Genomic DNA, 16210 nt, shown 5'->3' on the forward strand with positions numbered 1-16210 from the left:
GGAATCACTGGTGCCACTGGAGGCACCGGTCCAACTGGAGCTACCGGAATCACTGGTGCCACTGGAGGCACCGGTCCAACTGGAGCTACCGGAATCACTGGTGCCACTGGAGCTAGCGGTCCAACTGATACGGCACTTTATGCTGGAAATACAACAGGTCCTACAATCATTACTATTGCTGGTGGTACGAACATTGCTTTACCAAGTAATCAAAATATTAATGGATTTACGCCGAATGGTTCAAATGATACATTCACAGTCCAGCAAACAGGTAAATACTATATCACATATCAAGTAAATACCACTACTGCACTTTTAGTGAGCACAAGGCTATGGTTGAATGGATCAACTGCTATTCCAGGTTCAATTCAGTCCTCTGCCGTATCCACAACTTTTATGAGCAATACAGTTATTGTCAATTTAACAGCAGGAAATACAATTTCATTACAATTTTTCGGAGCGGTTGTAACAGCCATTCTAATAGGTGGTGGTGCAACCGGTGCATCGCTTACCATCATTAGACTCAGCTAAGTGAGACGAAGATAAAAAAAGAAAGGCTCTGTCAGCCTTTCTTTTTTCTATCTTCAATTACGCTTATACAATGGTCAATATCAGGAGATTGCAAAAGGTGAAAAATAGACTGTATGAAAGAAAACTCTAAATTCCACCATTCTAATAACTGAAGTTTTTCAATGATATCCGAAGAAAACCGATATTTCATGAGCCGCTGCGGGTTCCCTGCGACAATCGCATATGGAGGCACATCTTTTGTAATCAGACTATTTGCTCCAATGACTGCCCCGTTTCCTATCTGTACTCCTGACATGATTGTTGCTCCATATCCAATCCAAACATCGTGCCCTATACACACATCCCCTTTTGATCGTGGATGTCCTTTAATATGGGCAGCATCTGTGAAAATTTGATTGAAGGGATATGTGGTGACCCAATCTGTTCGGTGTTCACCACCAAGAAAAACTTTTACTTCGTTTGCGATGGAACAAAACTTCCCTACATTCAGCGTTGTTCCTTCTCCCCACGTCAAGACTTGAAAATCTGGTCCGGCATAAGTGAAGTCACCGATATCATACGAACTGAGCTCACTTCTTTGATTTAAAAACATAGAAGATCAGACCCCCTACAAAGTAATCGATCTTCGTATGTATATGCCAGATGATAGGCTCACATTATGATTGGACAAGTGCAACGATCTGCTTTTTCTTCCATACCAGTCGATAATAGCCGTATTGGAGCAATAAGTTTACAAAAAAGGCTGCAGGATATCCTATCCATATTCCTTTGATCCCAAGCGATGTATGGTGTGATAGCACATAAGCCACTGGTACTTCAACAAGCCAAATGGAACAAATACTAAAGATGGTCGGCCATAGAACTGTGCCACTTGCTCTCATTGTGGCTGCAACGATTTGTGCTGTTCCAAAAATGAGATAGCTCCATAGGGTGATCACGACCAAACTATATGCAACATCAATTGTTGCAGGATCTGTTAAAAAGATAGATAAAATTTGTGGTGCGAAAATATAGACGAAAATAATAATCAATCCGCCTATCGCAAAGTTTAGCCCCAGCCCAATTTTAATGACATCTTTCAAACGATTCATGTTTCCTGCGCCAATGAATTGTGCGGCGAAGATAGAAACAGCAATACCAAGGCTCACTGCGGGCATCTGTACATAACTTACGACTTGGTTAACAACGCCATAAGCTGCGGTCGCCTGTGATCCATAATCGTTGACAAAAGAAATGACAGCAATTTCTGATAAAGAAATGAGAATCATATTAATACTAGAAGGGATACTTAACTTTAATAGCGTTTTTAATAAATCCCCTTTCATCAATAGATGCTTTCTAACCGACGCATCAATGCGCAGCGGGTGCTTTGTTTTATAAAGATAGATATGAAGAATGATAAACGTAACGATTGTAGAAATCACAGAAGAATACGCAGCACCATATAAACCAAATGCCGGTAAACCAAGCCAGCCGAATAATAAAATTGGCAGCAATAAAATATTGGTTCCTGTACTAATCATTAAGAAATAAAATGGTGTTTTTGAATCTCCTGTTCCTCGTAAAAAAGTTGTATAGACAAAATAAAGAAATAAGATGGGCATGGAGATGAATAGGATTCTGGCATATGCCGCACTTTCCTCCACAATATTTGCAGGTGTCCCCATCAGATGTAAAATATCTGTGGCAAAAAAACCTCCAATGACAGCTAAAGAAAGTCCGATTAAAAAGGTGAACGAAAGCGTTGTACCGATAATTTCCTTTAACCTCTGCTCATTTTTTGCTCCGTATGCTTGTCCAATAAGGATCGAGCTCCCTGATCCAATCCCAATGGAAAAAGAAACAAGTAAAAAGAAAAGTGGAAAGAATGCAGAAATCGCAGCTACTGCATCCTCTCCAATCCATCTACCGACAAGCACAATGGAAACAAGCTGTCCAATTGATTGCAAAATATTGCTTAATAAAAGTGGAATTAGAAAGATCGACATGGTTTTTACTAAAGATTGATTATTATCTAACGTCATGATGGTTCTCCTTCTCTGTCTAAAGATCCTCAGCTAACATGCTGACAATGCGGTCTTCTATCTCTTTTCCTTTTTCGTCATCAACGAGATGATTCAATAAGATGGAAAAAGCAAGTGTTTTTCCACTCTGCGTTTCAATATATCCAGATAGTGTGCTGACCGTTGATAGCGTACCTGTTTTTGCACGCACTTTTTCTAGTGTAGCTGGTTCTTTCAATCTATTTCTTAATGTACCTCCCACCATACGCTCACTTGCCCCAGCTAACGGAAGTGCATGGACATAGGTGTTAAACCATTTTTCCTTTTGAATGTTTGTCAAAAATAACGTGAATTGATTTGCAGAAACAAGGTTAATCGGTGATATGCCTGATCCGTCTCTCAACACAGTCATAGATGCATCTATGCCATAGGCAGGAAGACGTTCATTCAGCACGTCAAGCCCTTTGTCAAAACTCCCTTTGTTCTTTACCCGCTTCCCAAGTTCTTTTAACAGAATTTCTGCATGTGTATTGTTGCTTAATTTCATCATCGGAACAAGAAGATCGGATAAAGGCATTGATGTATGGGAAGCGATTTTTTTCGCTTTTTTAGGAACTTGTTTTGTTTTGAGTGGTCCTTTCAGCTGAATCCCCTCAGCCTTTAATGCTCGTTTCATTAAGTCTAAAGCATACGTTGTCGGTTCCCATAATGCGACCCATTGTTTAGACGATGATGCTTTTAGCGGAATCGTCCCAGTCAGTGTAATTTTGTTTGTACCGTGAGAGCGTTTAAAAGATATTTTCTTCTTTCCGCCTTCTGGCACAGTTTTCACTTGATTGATAACTTGAGCGACGTCAGTCTTCGGGATCATCTCATAGCTGGCCTTCTGCCCTGCTTTCTTTCCCGGCTTAACTTCGAGAATGATCGTTCCTGCATCATAATCCTCATTCGGTGAAGCAGTAAGAGCAGATATTTGAGCGCCGTAATATTGATCTTCATCACTCCACGGCAGATCGATGGAATACCTTGTGTCATCAAACCAAGTATCATCAGCCGCAAGCTGTCCACGAATCGTATGTATTCCGGCCTTTTTGACTTGTTTGGCTAATGCGGCAAAATCGCTTTCTAACAATGTCGGGTCTCCAGTGCCTCGGAGATAAAGATTGCCGTGCAATGTTTTCTTTTGGATTGAACCATCCATCCAAACGTCTGTTGGAAAAGTGTGTGTCTCACCCAGTAGATCGAGTGCGATAGCAGATGTGAGTAGTTTCATATTAGAAGCAGGAGTCAGACGGATGTCCGCTTGATGTTCATAAAGAAGGGAAGTGTCAGAAGTATCGCGTACGCTGATGCCAGCAATCGCGCCCTCTAGATCAGGTGCTGTTCGAATGAATTCGTCTAAGGAAGTGATCCATTTTGATTGATCATCATGAGCTGTTAGTTGTTCATCTTTCACTGAAAAAGGGAGAAATAACATCGACAAAATACATAGTTGTAAAAACATGACCTGTGAGAAACGTTTCACGCAATCCCTCCTTTTTAGAAAAGCAGCCAATTTTAGCAGATTATGTTCATTATACACAAAAGAACGTTTGTTCTCAAAGGTTTTTTAAACAGAAAAGTCAGCTTTCTTTGACGAAAACTGACAAGCCTCTTTTACCTTTTTTCAGGATTCCAGCCATCGCTTCCGCTAAGCACGGCTTGAACGGTGATTTGACTTGCTTCGTTTTTTGTTAATATCGTTGACCACTTCACCCGGTTTGCCACATGACTCCCTGCGCCCGTTGAACCATATTCTTGATATCTAGCCGTTCTTTCATTGTCTTTGTTATCCCAGTTATGCCATCCCTCAGCTTTAATATGTTCATCCATTTTTGTTTGGAGGAACGTGACAGCCGAATGAGGTCTCCACGGACGGCCTAAGTACACAGATTGAGACGCAACCGTTCCTTTATTTAATGTGGAATCAATAAAAACGTAGCCATACTTTTGCGCTTCTGTTGTGGATGCCGCTGTAATATACCCGTTTCCAAGACTTTTTATTTCAGCTCTTTTAAATACAGCCGTTGCTGAACCAAAGATGAAGTCAACCGTGCCCTCGATATAGCAATCTTCATAATACTGTCTTCCTGTGCCTGTGGCATATAGTGTATCTTGATACCCGAGAACACGTACGTGTTTAAACACAGCCCGGTCCCCGGACACATAAAGGGCAACCGCCTGCCCTGCGTTTCGGCCAGCTGTATTTTGAAACGTGATATTTTCTGCGTAAAAATGATTTGCCCGAATCATTGTACTAGAGCTATTGGTTGTGCTCCCGCTGCTTGCATTTGTATCATCATACGTCAGAATCGTCTGATACTGATTTTCTCCAATAAAGGACACATACGGCTTATTTTGCGGAAGGAGAATCTTTTCTTTATACACACCATTTTTAATATATATCGTCGTTTGCTGTTGATTGTTCACTGGTATCGCATCAATGGCAGATTGAACCGTTCGAAATGTCCCATTTCCTTTTTGGTCGACAATAAGCACGCGGTTTGTTTGATGGTTGTGTCCAGCTGCTTGCGCATAAGCTGAGTCAAAAAGCAGTAAGGCCAATACCATCATCAGCAGTCGTTTTCCATACTTCATCACACATCTCCCCCTAATATTGTGAACGTTTTCATTGACGTATTCTTTTTGATCCTATTCAGTTATAAAACAAAAAAACACAAAAAAACATCCACTGTGTTAGGTTGTGGATGTTTTTTCATATTTCATCGCATAAATTCCTTCATTTTCAATCCATTCACAAAATAGGACGTCTTTATAGGAGGATATGTGCTGTTTTTTCAATTGCTCTCTCAGCCACGCTTCATCAAATCCAGCTTCCTTTAAATCTTTTTTTAAAATCTCTCCGTCGATAATAAACGTTCTAGGCAATGTGACTTCTTTTCCTTTCACGTTCACATCTTCGGCTGTAGCTGGTGCATATTTCATTTTCGGAAGCACACTCACAGACCCATCCGTTTCCAAAATGGCAAATTCAATTTCATTAAGAGCAAAATGCCCTTTCGCTCGAATCAGCGTCTGCAGCTGATTTAAATCAAGCATATTTTTCTTTAATCGATTGTAGTGAATCTTTCCTTTATCAATCACAAGAGTCGGTCTTCCCTCTAAAAAAGCGCGAATGGATTTGAATTTTTGTGAAAGCCATTCAACTGTGTAGATTAAAACGCCCCAGACTGCAACTGCAAAAAGGATATGTAGCACGCTGACTTCTGGATCAAAAATGGCGTTACCAACCATCTCCCCTAAAATCAGTGCAGAAATAAAATCAAACGGCGTGATTTGTGCAAATTGTGTTTTCCCTAATAGCTTTGTAATGGAAAATAAAGCGAAAAATCCGATAAAGAGTTCAATCAAAATATTAAAAAATGGCACACATATACCTTCCTTTCTCACTGCATGTACTTACAGCATGTACAGGAAAGGAAGGTTCTAAACCATTTATGAAGGCAGTAAAATAAAGACGTCGTCTTCCTCAACCAATGCTTCATATGTTTTCACGCATCCATGATCTGGTTCTTGAACATTTCCTGATGAAAGATTGATTTTCCAATCATGCATTGGACAGAAGACATGATCTCCGCTCACCATTCCTTCAGCTAGTACACCGCCTTTATGAGGACAGCGATTTTCAATGGCTTTGAACTGCTTGTTAGAGGTTTGAAAAACAGCTAATTCAAGTGGACCGGCTGCGACTGTTTTCCCTAGCTGCAACGGGAAATCTGATATTGTACCAATATGAACTTTTACAATTGAAACTGTCATCTGATCTCATCCCTTCAATTGATTTAGACGGAAGCAGTTGCCTTTTGAAATAATTGTCTTGTTTCTGTTTCGTTCTCTCGAATCTCTTGCCACGGCTCTTCATAAGTTGAAAGTGCGATGTCCATTCTTTCGATTAATGCTGCACGCCTCTGGTCATCTAGCAGTACCGTTTGGATATGATTCAATCCAAGCCGTTCAACCCAAGCGGATGTTCTCTCTAAATAATTTGCGGTTTCTCTGTAATATTGAAGGTAGGCTGCGGCCATTTGTTCTACTTCTTCTGCTGTACTTACTTTCATTAATAAGTCTCCAGCTCGTAAATGTGTCCCTCCATTCCCGCCAGCATACAATTCAAATCCCCCATCGATACCTACGATGCCAAGATCTTTAATCCCAGATTCAGCACAGTTTCTTGGACAGGCTGATACGGCCATTTTGACTTTGTGCGGTGTGGCAAGTCCTTCAAATTTCTTTTCAAGTGCGATCCCAAGAGAAATGGAATCTTGCGTTCCGAATCTGCAAAATTGTTCTCCAACACAAGTTTTGACGGTTCTTAATGATTTTCCGTAAGCATAACCAGACGGCATATCTAAATCAGCCCATACTTTTGGTAAATCTTCTTTTTTGACACCTAAAAGGTCGATTCGCTGCCCTCCAGTCATTTTCACAAGCGGTATCTCATATTTGTCAACGACATCCGCTATTTTTCTCAGGTCATTAGCATTTGTCACGCCCCCGTACATACGTGGAACGACCGAATAGGTACCATCGTTTTGGATGTTGGCATGCATTCGTTCATTCACAAATCGCGAGCTTTTTTCATCTTTGTAGTCAAGCGGATACATCATCCCTAAATAGTAATTCAGTGCAGGCCGGCACTTTGAACAGCCTTCTTCTGTTTCCCAGTCAAGTACATTCATCACTTCTTTGACATGCTGCAAACCTTTCTCTTTTATTTCATGAATCACTTCATCTCTTGATAAGGTGGTGCAGGCGCAGATGGTTTCTTTTTGCGCAGTGCGGTTTGCATCATCGCCTAAAGTGTGCCATAAAATCTCTTCCACAACAGATTGACAGCCTCCGCATGACCGAGTAGCACTTGTACATTGCTTGACCTCTTGTATAGTCGTTAGGCCTTCTTTTTGAATAGCTGCCACTATTTGACCTTTTGAGACACCATTACAGCCACAAACGATATGGTCGTTTGCCATTTGTTCAATCGTGTTTTCTTGCGCCAGCTCATTTGATGTTAAGACAGATACTTTTTCCATATCTGACATATCAACACCTTCTCTAATGTACGAGAATAAACGTGGTCCATCGCTTGTTTCTCCAAACATGACGGCGCCGACTAATCGGTTTTGCTGGAAGACTAGTTTTTGATAAATGCCTTGCTGTTCGTCAAAAATCTTAATCGCTTGTTTCTCATCGTTTTCTATAAAATCTCCAGCTGAAAATACATCAACCCCTGATACTTTCAGCTGTGTCGATAGAACAGATCCTTCATAAGGCGTCGGGGCCATATCACAAACATGCTTCGCAAGCACGATTGCTTGATCGTATAATGGCGCAACAAGACCGTACGTTTGTCCTCTATGTTCAACACATTCTCCGACTGCGTAAATCCGCGGGACACTTGTTTCCATGAAATCATTGACGATAATTCCCCGGTTCACTTCAATGCCGCTCGTTTCGGCAAGCTTGTGATTCGGTTTAATTCCTGCTGCCATGACCACCATATCTGTCTCTAATGTAGAACCATCTGAAAATGTTAGCCCTTCTACTCTTGTATCTCCTAAAATTTCATTTGTCTGTTTTCCTAATAAAAAGCTCATGCCTTGTTTTTCTAATGCTGTTTGCAGAAGTTGACCTGCCACCGGATCGAGCTGCCGGTCCATTAGATGAGAGCCAAGATGAATGACGGTCACTTCCATACCTAAGTTTAATAGACCACGTGCTGCTTCAAGTCCAAGGAGCCCGCCTCCAATAACGGCTGCTTTTTTGTACATCGTAGATGCTTTGACCATTTCCTCTGTGTCTTGTAATGTACGAAAAGCTGTTACCCCTTTTTTATCGCTCCCTGGAATGGGCGGGATGAACGGGAGGGACCCTGTCGCTAAAATTAAACGGTCATAATGCACGGTCCGTCCTTGATCACTCATAACGGTTTGATTGTCTGGATCGATCTTCACAATGGTCTCATTTGTAAACAGCTGAATATGATGTTCCTTGTACCAATTCCAATCGTTTAACGTAATATCCTCTGTCTTTGTATCCCCTTGGAGAACTTTCGATAAAAGAATCCGATTATAGTTAGGATACGGCTCAGTTCCAAATACAGTCATGTCGAATCGTTCATTGTCTGTTTTTAAAATGTTTTCGAGCGTTCGGATACCAGCCATACCATTCCCTACTAATACGAGTTTTTCTTTCATGAAAAACACCCCTCATGTGATCGTTTTTTAGAAAGTACCATAATCTAAACAAAGATGGAAAATACATGTTAAAATTTCTCACATAGTTTTCAATTCTTGTAGGCTGACAGCTGTACAGGACAATATTTAAAACCTGGCATTTTACTGTGTGGATCTAACTGTTTACCAATTAATAGGTTAATTGATTGATGTTTATTCCAGTGAAACGGAACAAACACAGTATCTTTTCGGATGCTATCTGTTATGTGGCACCTCATGATGACACTACCTCGTTTTGACTGGATGGTGACGAGCTCCCCGTGCTGAAGTCCATAAGCTTCGGCTGTGTCAGGATGAAGCCCTACATAAGCTTCAAACTGCCGGGCAACAAGAGAGGTGCTTTTTCTTGTTTGAACGCCCGTTTGGTAATGAGCCATCACCCTGCCGGTCGTTAAATAGAGTGGATATTCTGGACTGACTGGTTCTTTTGCACCCTGTTGTCCATGTGCAACGACTGCAAATTTTGCTAATTTATCAGGATGTGAGAATTGATGCTCAAATAGTCTTTCTGTTCCTCGGTCTTCCAAATGAGAGCAGGGCCATAATATGCCTTGCGTCTTCCTTAACCTGTCATAGGTCATACCGGAATAATCGGCTTTGGCTCCTTTCGTTGCTGTTCTCAATTCCTCAAAGATGTCTTCTGCAGATGAAAAAGAAAAAGAGCCGCCTTTGCCTAATACTGCTGCTATTTCACAAATGATTTGCCAATCGTGCTTTCTTTGGTGTTTGAGTGGATAGGTTGCTTCTCTCAGCGTAACGCGTCCTTCTATGTTCGTCATGGTCCCTTCGTCCTCTAAATATGACGAAGCTGGTAAAATAACATCTGCGAGTGCAGCCGTCTCAGAGATAAATAAATCAATTGCGACAAAAAAGGACAGCTGCTCGATGGCTTTTTTGATAAAGCTTGCATGCGGACCTGATTGAACAGGATTAGAACACATTAAAAAGAGCGCTTTTATCTCTCCTTTCTGCATTTTTTCAAACATTTCAAAAGCAGATACACCTTTTCCAGGCAGTTCTTTTTCATCGATCTTCCATATTTCGGCCATTTCTTTTCTATGTACTGGGTTTGTGATATCACGGTAACCAGGAAGCTGATCTGCTTTTTGTCCATGCTCTCTTGCACCCTGTCCATTTCCTTGCCCAGTAATGGCACCATAGCCACACCCAATCCGGCCAATCTTCCCAGTAACAAGCAGAATATTCAGGAAATTACGAACGGATGCTGTCCCGTCTATTTGCTGCTCAATGCCTCTTGCAGTCAGAATCATGCCTGTTTTTTCGCGGGCGAATTTTCTCGCTATTTTTTGAATGACTTTCATCGATACACCGGTTTGCTGCGTAATGTCTTGCAGGGACATGTGTGAAATATGCTGTTTCATTTCTTGAAAACCTGATGTTCGTTTTTTAATAAATTCTTCGTCTAGTAACTGTTCATGAAGCATGACGTGTAAGATTCCATTTGCGAGTGCAGCATCTGACCCAGGCCTTAAGCTGACATGTAAGTCAGCTAGTTTGGCTGTTGCTGTTTTTCGCGGATCGATCACGATGAGAAATGCCCCGTTCTTTTTAGCTTCTTCCAAATACGGTATGAGGGTCGGCTGACATTCCGCTATATTGGTTCCAACCAATAGTAAAACCCGGGCATGCTTGATGTCACGAAGCGGAAAGGTTAGACCCCGATCAAGTCCAAATGTTTGGTTAGCTGCTGTTGCTGCTGAAGACATACACAGTCTTCCATTGTAATCAATGTATTTCGTTTTAAGGGCGACCCTTGCAAATTTTCCGAGTAAATAAGCTTCTTCATTTGTAATCGATGCACTACCATACACACTGATAGCATCGTTCCCATGTTCCGTCTGAAGGGTTTGAGTGCGTGCTTTGATTTCGTCAAGTGCCTCTTGCCAAGTCACTTTGACAAATTGACCGTTTCTTTTGATGAGGGGGTGATTCAATCGTTCCTTGTGCAGTGCGTGCTGGTGGGCATGCTGCCCTTTCATACAGATCCTGCCGAACGTGGTTGGATTATGAATACCTATCGTCTGGTAGCGTGTTCGCCCTTCTGCGTGCTGCTCGACTAATTGCATTTTGCACTGCATACTGCAAAACGGACATTGAGATGGGAACACCCTTTTTCGCTCTTGCTGCTCTGATGTTTGCTGCACATATTGTAAAAAAGATTGATTCATACATTCACACCCTTTTGTCTACTTTGCTCAAATTGCTCGCAGAGCTCTTCTCTCATTTCCTCATCGAGCAATTTTTCTCGGATGGAAATGATGCCGTTTTTTTGGATCCAGTCTCCAATAGATTCTTGAAAATATGCACGTTTTCTATAGTCTTCAAGCAGTGCTTTTAAAAAAGGAATCAGCTCATCCGTTCGGCTCACAGAATAAAAAAGCTGACCTGCCTTAGGTTGACGTATGCTGCCTCCTATATAAATGTCCCATTCATCCAGCTGCTTCTTGATGCAGATGTCATAGATGGGGCTGAAATGACATACGCAGGAAGGACCAGCGATATGAATCGATGTGACTGCAGGTAAAAGCGTGTTTTCTAGTTGTCTTTCGATCTCCATGACAAGTGTTGTGACAGATGGATCGTGACGACAATCACATGATAGAACATGAGAAAGTCTCTTGCTTTCTTGTGGCATGATGTGTCCATGTTCTTTTACAATATGGGCGGCCTCTTGTGAAATACCGATCAGCCGAATTCGTTTATTCTCCGTTAGTTCTACGTGCTGAATTTGCTTTTGCTCTAACAATCCGGTTATCATCTGTAAAAATGTCAGATCAAGACGGCCACCATATAACTGAGGCATTAGTATGTGCTCATGATCTGATGGGCTGTCTTTTACGAAAAGATCTTGAAACTGCTCAAGATAGTATGGAATGCCTGCTCGGCACTTGTCACAGCCGTTATCTGTCATCCAATTAAATTGTCTTCTTACTTGCTCTTCATTCAGCGGATGCTGATTTTTTATATACGAAAAAATGGTCTGTTTCTCTACATTTGTGCACGAGCAAAACGTGTCCAGTGCTTCCGTTAGCTGATTTGATGAGACATGGCAGCAGGCACGAACAAGCTCTTGACAGCCTCCGCAGCCCGTTGCGGCCCCTGTCTGTTTTTTTATCTCTTCTAAATTTGTCAGGTGATGGACCGATATGCTTTTGAATATCGCTCCCTTCGTCACCGTGTGGCATTGGCAGATGAGATCCTCTGCTTTTAATGAATCTAAAGGGGATATCTGCTCTTCATTCAGCGATTTCATGACTACGCTTTTATCACGCCCCACTTTTACATCCTGCAAAAGCTGCTCAGCTCTCTCAAGTTGACCAACTAATACAACGCCTGTGAGCACATCATGTTCAAACACTAGTTTTTTATATACTTCTTGTTCTTCATCTAAGTAAGTCACCACTGAAGCGGAGGGGGATCGGTTTACAATACTGCCAGCAGAATAAATAGATATGTCATTTGCTTTCAATTTTGTTGAATAAATGGCAGGAGGTAAATTCGTGACCAGTTCATCTAATAAATGATTCGCAAGCACGTTTGCTTGTTCATAAATAGGCTGCACAAGACCGTGCACCATCCCCTTATGCTCTGCACATTCTCCAATAGCATAAATATTCTCAACGTTTGTCTGCATGACATCATTTACAACAATGGCTTTTCTTGTATGAATGCCGTGCTGTTTTGCAAGCTCTATATTCGGACGGACCCCTGTTGTGAAAACCACGAGATCAGCATCCACGATGTCTCCACTTTTTAACAGAACGCCTTCTACTCTCTCGTTTCCTAAACATGCAATCGTATGAGCATTTGTTTTTACCTGAATCCCCTTGCGACTTAATTGTTGAGACAAAAGCCCTGCAGCTGTTTCATCTAATTGGCGTTGCATAAGCCAATCCGTGTGATGAATCAAGGTTGTCTTCAGTCCAGCGATCTGTAAACCAGCGGCCACTTCCACACCAAGTACACCACCTCCAATGACTGCTGCACGCTCATAACGTAAAGAATCAGCGTAAATGGCCTCATAATCGTCAATCGTACGAAAAGCATAGACCCCTTTTTTGGATACGCCTTGTATAGGCAGAAAATGAGGCGATGAGCCTGTGGCGATAACCAGTTTGTCATACGGGATATTCCGGCGTGCTTCTGTCATGAGCAATTGACGCTTTGTATCGATGTGGACAACTGCTTCGCCTGTTTGGATGGTGATGTCATGTTTGGTGTACCATTCTTTTGGCTTTAGTTCAATTTGAGACAACGATTCACTTTTTTGTAAAACTGACGAAAGTTTTATTCGGTTGTAGGCCGGGTGCTTCTCTTTTCCAATGATCGTGATGGAATAGCGTTCTGGCTGTTTCTTTACGATATGTTCGATACATTTCATACTCGCCATGCCGTTTCCGATAAACACGAGTTTACGTTTTGCCATGTGAGATCAACCTTTCTAGCTTTTTGCGCCAAAGCAATGTTTGCCATAGATTATGGCACACATTTGTAAAAAAGTGTTTATCCATGTCATTTTTTCTAACACAACACTTCCATTCCTTCTATCAACTCGCTATCTTTAAGTCAGAAAATTCAAAATAAAGGAGGGGTTTTGTGAAACTCTCAGAATTGACTTCTAGTGGTCATCCTAAGACATTGTTTGGTTCATTTTTATATTTTGACGTGAGTTTCATGATTTGGGTTTTGCTGGGGGCACTCGGTGCTTTTATTGCACAAGATTTTGCCTTATCGACAATAGAAAAAGGCATGATTGTAGCCATTCCGATTTTATCCGGATCTTTTTTTCGAATTGTGCTAGGCCTATTAACAGACCGAATGGGACCTAAAAAAACAGCGATGATGGGCATGATTTTGACCACCATTCCGCTTATATGGGGGTTTTTCGGTGGTACAACCCTTTCAGAGCTAGTACTGATCGGGATTTTATTAGGGGTTGCAGGTGCGAGTTTTGCGGTCGCTTTACCGATGGCAAGCCGCTGGTACCCTCCTCATTTACAAGGGGTAGCGATGGGAATTGCCGGCGCCGGAAACAGCGGAACACTGATCTCGACACTCTTTGGACCAAGGCTTGCGGAGATGTATGGCTGGCATACAGTGATGGGGCTCGCTCTTATTCCTTTAAGTTTCGTCTTTTTGTTTTTTATTTTCACAGCAAAAGATGCACCAAACCAGCCGGCCCCTCAGCCGCTTCGGTCCTATTTTTCAGTCTTTAAAGTAAAGACAACGTGGTTTTTCTGTCTTCTTTATGCAATTACATTCGGTGGTTTTGTCGGACTTTCAAGTTTCTTGAGTATTTTCTTTGTGGACCAATATGCTATTTCAAAAATTCATGCCGGTGATTTTGTGACGCTTTGTGTGGCGGCAGGCAGCTTCTTTCGGCCAGTTGGCGGTTTGATTGCCGATAAAATTGGCGGGATGAAAGTACTGCTCGGTTTATTTGCTTTGATTGGTATCTGTTTAGGGGCAGTGAGTAGTCTACCTGCTTTACCAGTGGTCATTGCGCTTTTATTTGTCGGAATGATGTGTCTTGGTATGGGGAATGGGGCGGTGTTCCAGCTTGTGCCGCAAGTGTTTCATAAGGAAATTGGGATTGTGACTGGAATTGTAGGGGCTGCAGGAGGCATTGGGGGATTCTTTTTACCAAACGTTCTTGGCAGTTTAAAAGAAATGACGGGCTCCTATACGTTTGGCTTTTTGACCATTTCTCTTTTTGTTCTTGCTGTCTTCCTCTGTTTGGTTGTCTCCCAGTTCAAACGTAAAAAAGTCATTATCCAGCCAACCATATCTGAATCATAAAAAGCCATGACCACTCTTTGGTCATGGCTTTTCTCTATATATGGTAAACACCCTTTGTTTGACCTATTTTGGCAGAACCGAACTCCCCATTAAATAACGGTCTACCTCATGCGCCACTTGTCTGCCTTCGTTAATTGCCCAGACAATCAAGCTTTGACCGCGTCTTGCATCTCCCGCTGCAAATACGCCTTCTACATTCGTTGTATATTCCCCATATTTTGCGTCAATCCGATTGTTTTTGCTGTCCACGCCAAAGTGTTTCACTAGTGGCTGTTCAGTTCCCTCAAAACCAATCGCAATAAAGACTAGCTGAGCTGGCCATACCTTCTCTGTTCCTGGAATCTCATGAAATTCAAACTTCCCTTGTTCGTTTTTCACCTTTTCCATTTGAATGGTATGAAGCTCTTTTAACTTCCCATTTTTATCAGCCACAATCTTTGTGGTTTGAATCGAATATTGGCGCGGGTCTTCTCCAAATTTTGCTTGTGCTTCTTCGTAAGCATAATCTAGAGAGAAGACATAAGGTTGTTCTGGCCACATGTTATCCCCTACACGTGTATCTGGAAGCTTTGGATGCTTTCCGAATTGAACAACACTTTTTGCTTTTTGGCGAAGTGCAGTTGCGACGCAGTCAGCCCCTGTATCTCCTCCGCCAATCACAATGACGTCTTTCCCTTTTGCGTCAATAAAGTTTTTATCTTTGAATCCTGAATCAAGCATGCTTTTTGTTGCGAGTGTTAAATAATCCATTGCCAGGTGAATCCCTTTTGCTTCCCTGCCTTCAATTAACAGGTCACGCTGCTTTTGTGCACCTGTACAAAGGATGACCGCATCAAATTGCTCTTTCAGTTCATCAGCCGTGATATCCACACCAATTTCTGTATTGGTCACAAAGTCAATGCCTTCTTGTCTTAAAAGTTTGACTCTACGCTCAACGACTTCTTTGTCGAGCTTCATATTCGGAATACCATAAGTGAGCAGTCCGCCTAGACGATCAGATCGTTCAAACACGGTTACAGCGTGTCCTGCTTGGTTTAGTTGGTCTGCACTTGCCAGTCCTGCTGGTCCTGATCCGACAATGGCAACCTTTTTCCCTGTACGGCTTGAAGGAATTCTTGGTGTAATCCAGCCATTTTCAAAACCTTTATCAATGATCGTCCGTTCGATATTTTTAATCGATACTGCTGGATCATTGATCGCGACGGTACATGAGCCTTCACAAGGTGCTGGACATACTCTTCCAGTAAATTCAGGGAAATTGTTCGTTTTTTGTAGTCTTTCAAGCGCTTCTTTCCATCTGCCCCGGTAGACAAGGTCATTCCATTCTGGAATTAAATTGTAGATCGGGCAGCCAGAAACGCCGCCCCTGATCTCCATCCCAATTTGACAAAACGGTGTTCCGCAATCCATACATCTAGCACCCTGCTGTTTCAATACCTCATCTGTATAAGGAGCTGAATATTCTTTCCAGTCATTTTGACGAGTGAGAGGGTCACGTTCATTTGGCTTTTCTCTTTTATAATCCATAAAACCTGTTGCTTTGCCCATTGTCCTCTCCCCTTT

The 16210-nt window shown here is 42.0% G+C and carries 12 protein-coding genes; 2 read left to right on the forward strand and 10 right to left on the reverse strand.

Annotated elements, in window-relative coordinates; translation table 11 throughout:
- Positions 1-531: BclA C-terminal domain-containing protein (locus tag ACTJKA_RS09855; RefSeq protein ID WP_440607744.1), on the forward strand; the 531-nt coding region annotated here is incomplete at its 5' end.
- A gap of 31 nt (positions 532-562) precedes the next feature.
- Here ACTJKA_RS09855 and ACTJKA_RS09860 read toward each other — a convergent pair.
- The 9 genes from ACTJKA_RS09860 to nirB (ACTJKA_RS09900) all read right to left on the reverse strand — a co-directional run bounded on the left by ACTJKA_RS09860 (position 563) and on the right by nirB (ACTJKA_RS09900) (position 13274).
- Positions 563-1123, reverse strand: coding sequence for a CatB-related O-acetyltransferase (locus tag ACTJKA_RS09860; protein ID WP_008346603.1), 561 nt, complete (start codon positions 1121-1123; stop codon positions 563-565).
- Positions 1124-1187: 64 nt separating this feature from the next.
- Positions 1188-2555, reverse strand: coding sequence for an MATE family efflux transporter (locus tag ACTJKA_RS09865; RefSeq protein ID WP_017358860.1), 1368 nt, complete (start codon positions 2553-2555; stop codon positions 1188-1190).
- A 19-nt stretch (positions 2556-2574) separates the two neighbouring features.
- Positions 2575-4059, reverse strand: a complete 1485-nt coding sequence (gene dacB / locus ACTJKA_RS09870; protein WP_440607745.1) for a D-alanyl-D-alanine carboxypeptidase/D-alanyl-D-alanine endopeptidase — start codon at positions 4057-4059, stop codon at positions 2575-2577.
- 131 nt (positions 4060-4190) lie between these two features.
- On the reverse strand, positions 4191-5171 hold the full coding sequence (locus ACTJKA_RS09875; protein ID WP_440607746.1) for a pectinesterase family protein: 981 nt from the start codon (positions 5169-5171) through the stop codon (positions 4191-4193).
- A 99-nt stretch (positions 5172-5270) separates the two neighbouring features.
- Positions 5271-5963: a DUF421 domain-containing protein gene (locus tag ACTJKA_RS09880; RefSeq protein ID WP_008346595.1), complete on the reverse strand. Its 693-nt coding sequence runs from the start codon at positions 5961-5963 to the stop codon at positions 5271-5273.
- Positions 5964-6029: 66 nt separating this feature from the next.
- Positions 6030-6353, reverse strand: a complete 324-nt coding sequence (gene nirD / locus ACTJKA_RS09885; RefSeq protein WP_048002871.1) for a nitrite reductase small subunit NirD — start codon at positions 6351-6353, stop codon at positions 6030-6032.
- Positions 6354-6376: 23 nt separating this feature from the next.
- Positions 6377-8788, reverse strand: coding sequence for a nitrite reductase large subunit NirB (gene nirB / locus ACTJKA_RS09890; protein WP_440607747.1), 2412 nt, complete (start codon positions 8786-8788; stop codon positions 6377-6379).
- 89 nt (positions 8789-8877) lie between these two features.
- Positions 8878-11016 carry an assimilatory nitrate reductase catalytic subunit NasC gene (gene nasC / locus ACTJKA_RS09895; RefSeq protein WP_025207473.1) on the reverse strand — a complete coding sequence of 713 codons (2139 nt, stop codon included), beginning with the start codon at positions 11014-11016 and terminating at the stop codon, positions 8878-8880.
- Complete coding sequence (gene nirB / locus ACTJKA_RS09900) at positions 11013-13274, reverse strand: nitrite reductase large subunit NirB (protein WP_108611634.1); 2262 nt, start codon at positions 13272-13274, stop codon at positions 11013-11015. The genes nasC and nirB (ACTJKA_RS09900) overlap by 4 nt, the downstream gene beginning before the upstream one ends.
- Before the next feature lie 170 nt (positions 13275-13444).
- Here nirB (ACTJKA_RS09900) and ACTJKA_RS09905 point away from each other — a divergent pair, with 170 nt between their 5' ends.
- On the forward strand, positions 13445-14647 hold the full coding sequence (locus ACTJKA_RS09905; protein WP_048002875.1) for a nitrate/nitrite transporter: 1203 nt from the start codon (positions 13445-13447) through the stop codon (positions 14645-14647).
- 63 nt (positions 14648-14710) lie between these two features.
- On the opposite strand, the gene gltD is transcribed toward ACTJKA_RS09905, so the two are convergent.
- The gene (gene gltD / locus ACTJKA_RS09910) at positions 14711-16195 is read right to left on the reverse strand and encodes a glutamate synthase small subunit (protein ID WP_008346585.1); all 1485 of its coding nucleotides are present in this window, start codon (positions 16193-16195) and stop codon (positions 14711-14713) included.
- Between the last annotated feature and the right edge of the window lie 15 nt (positions 16196-16210).

Origin of the sequence: Bacillus sp. 22190 (assembly GCF_052045575.1) — a bacterium.
Classification (GTDB): domain Bacteria; phylum Bacillota; class Bacilli; order Bacillales; family Bacillaceae; genus Bacillus; species Bacillus altitudinis.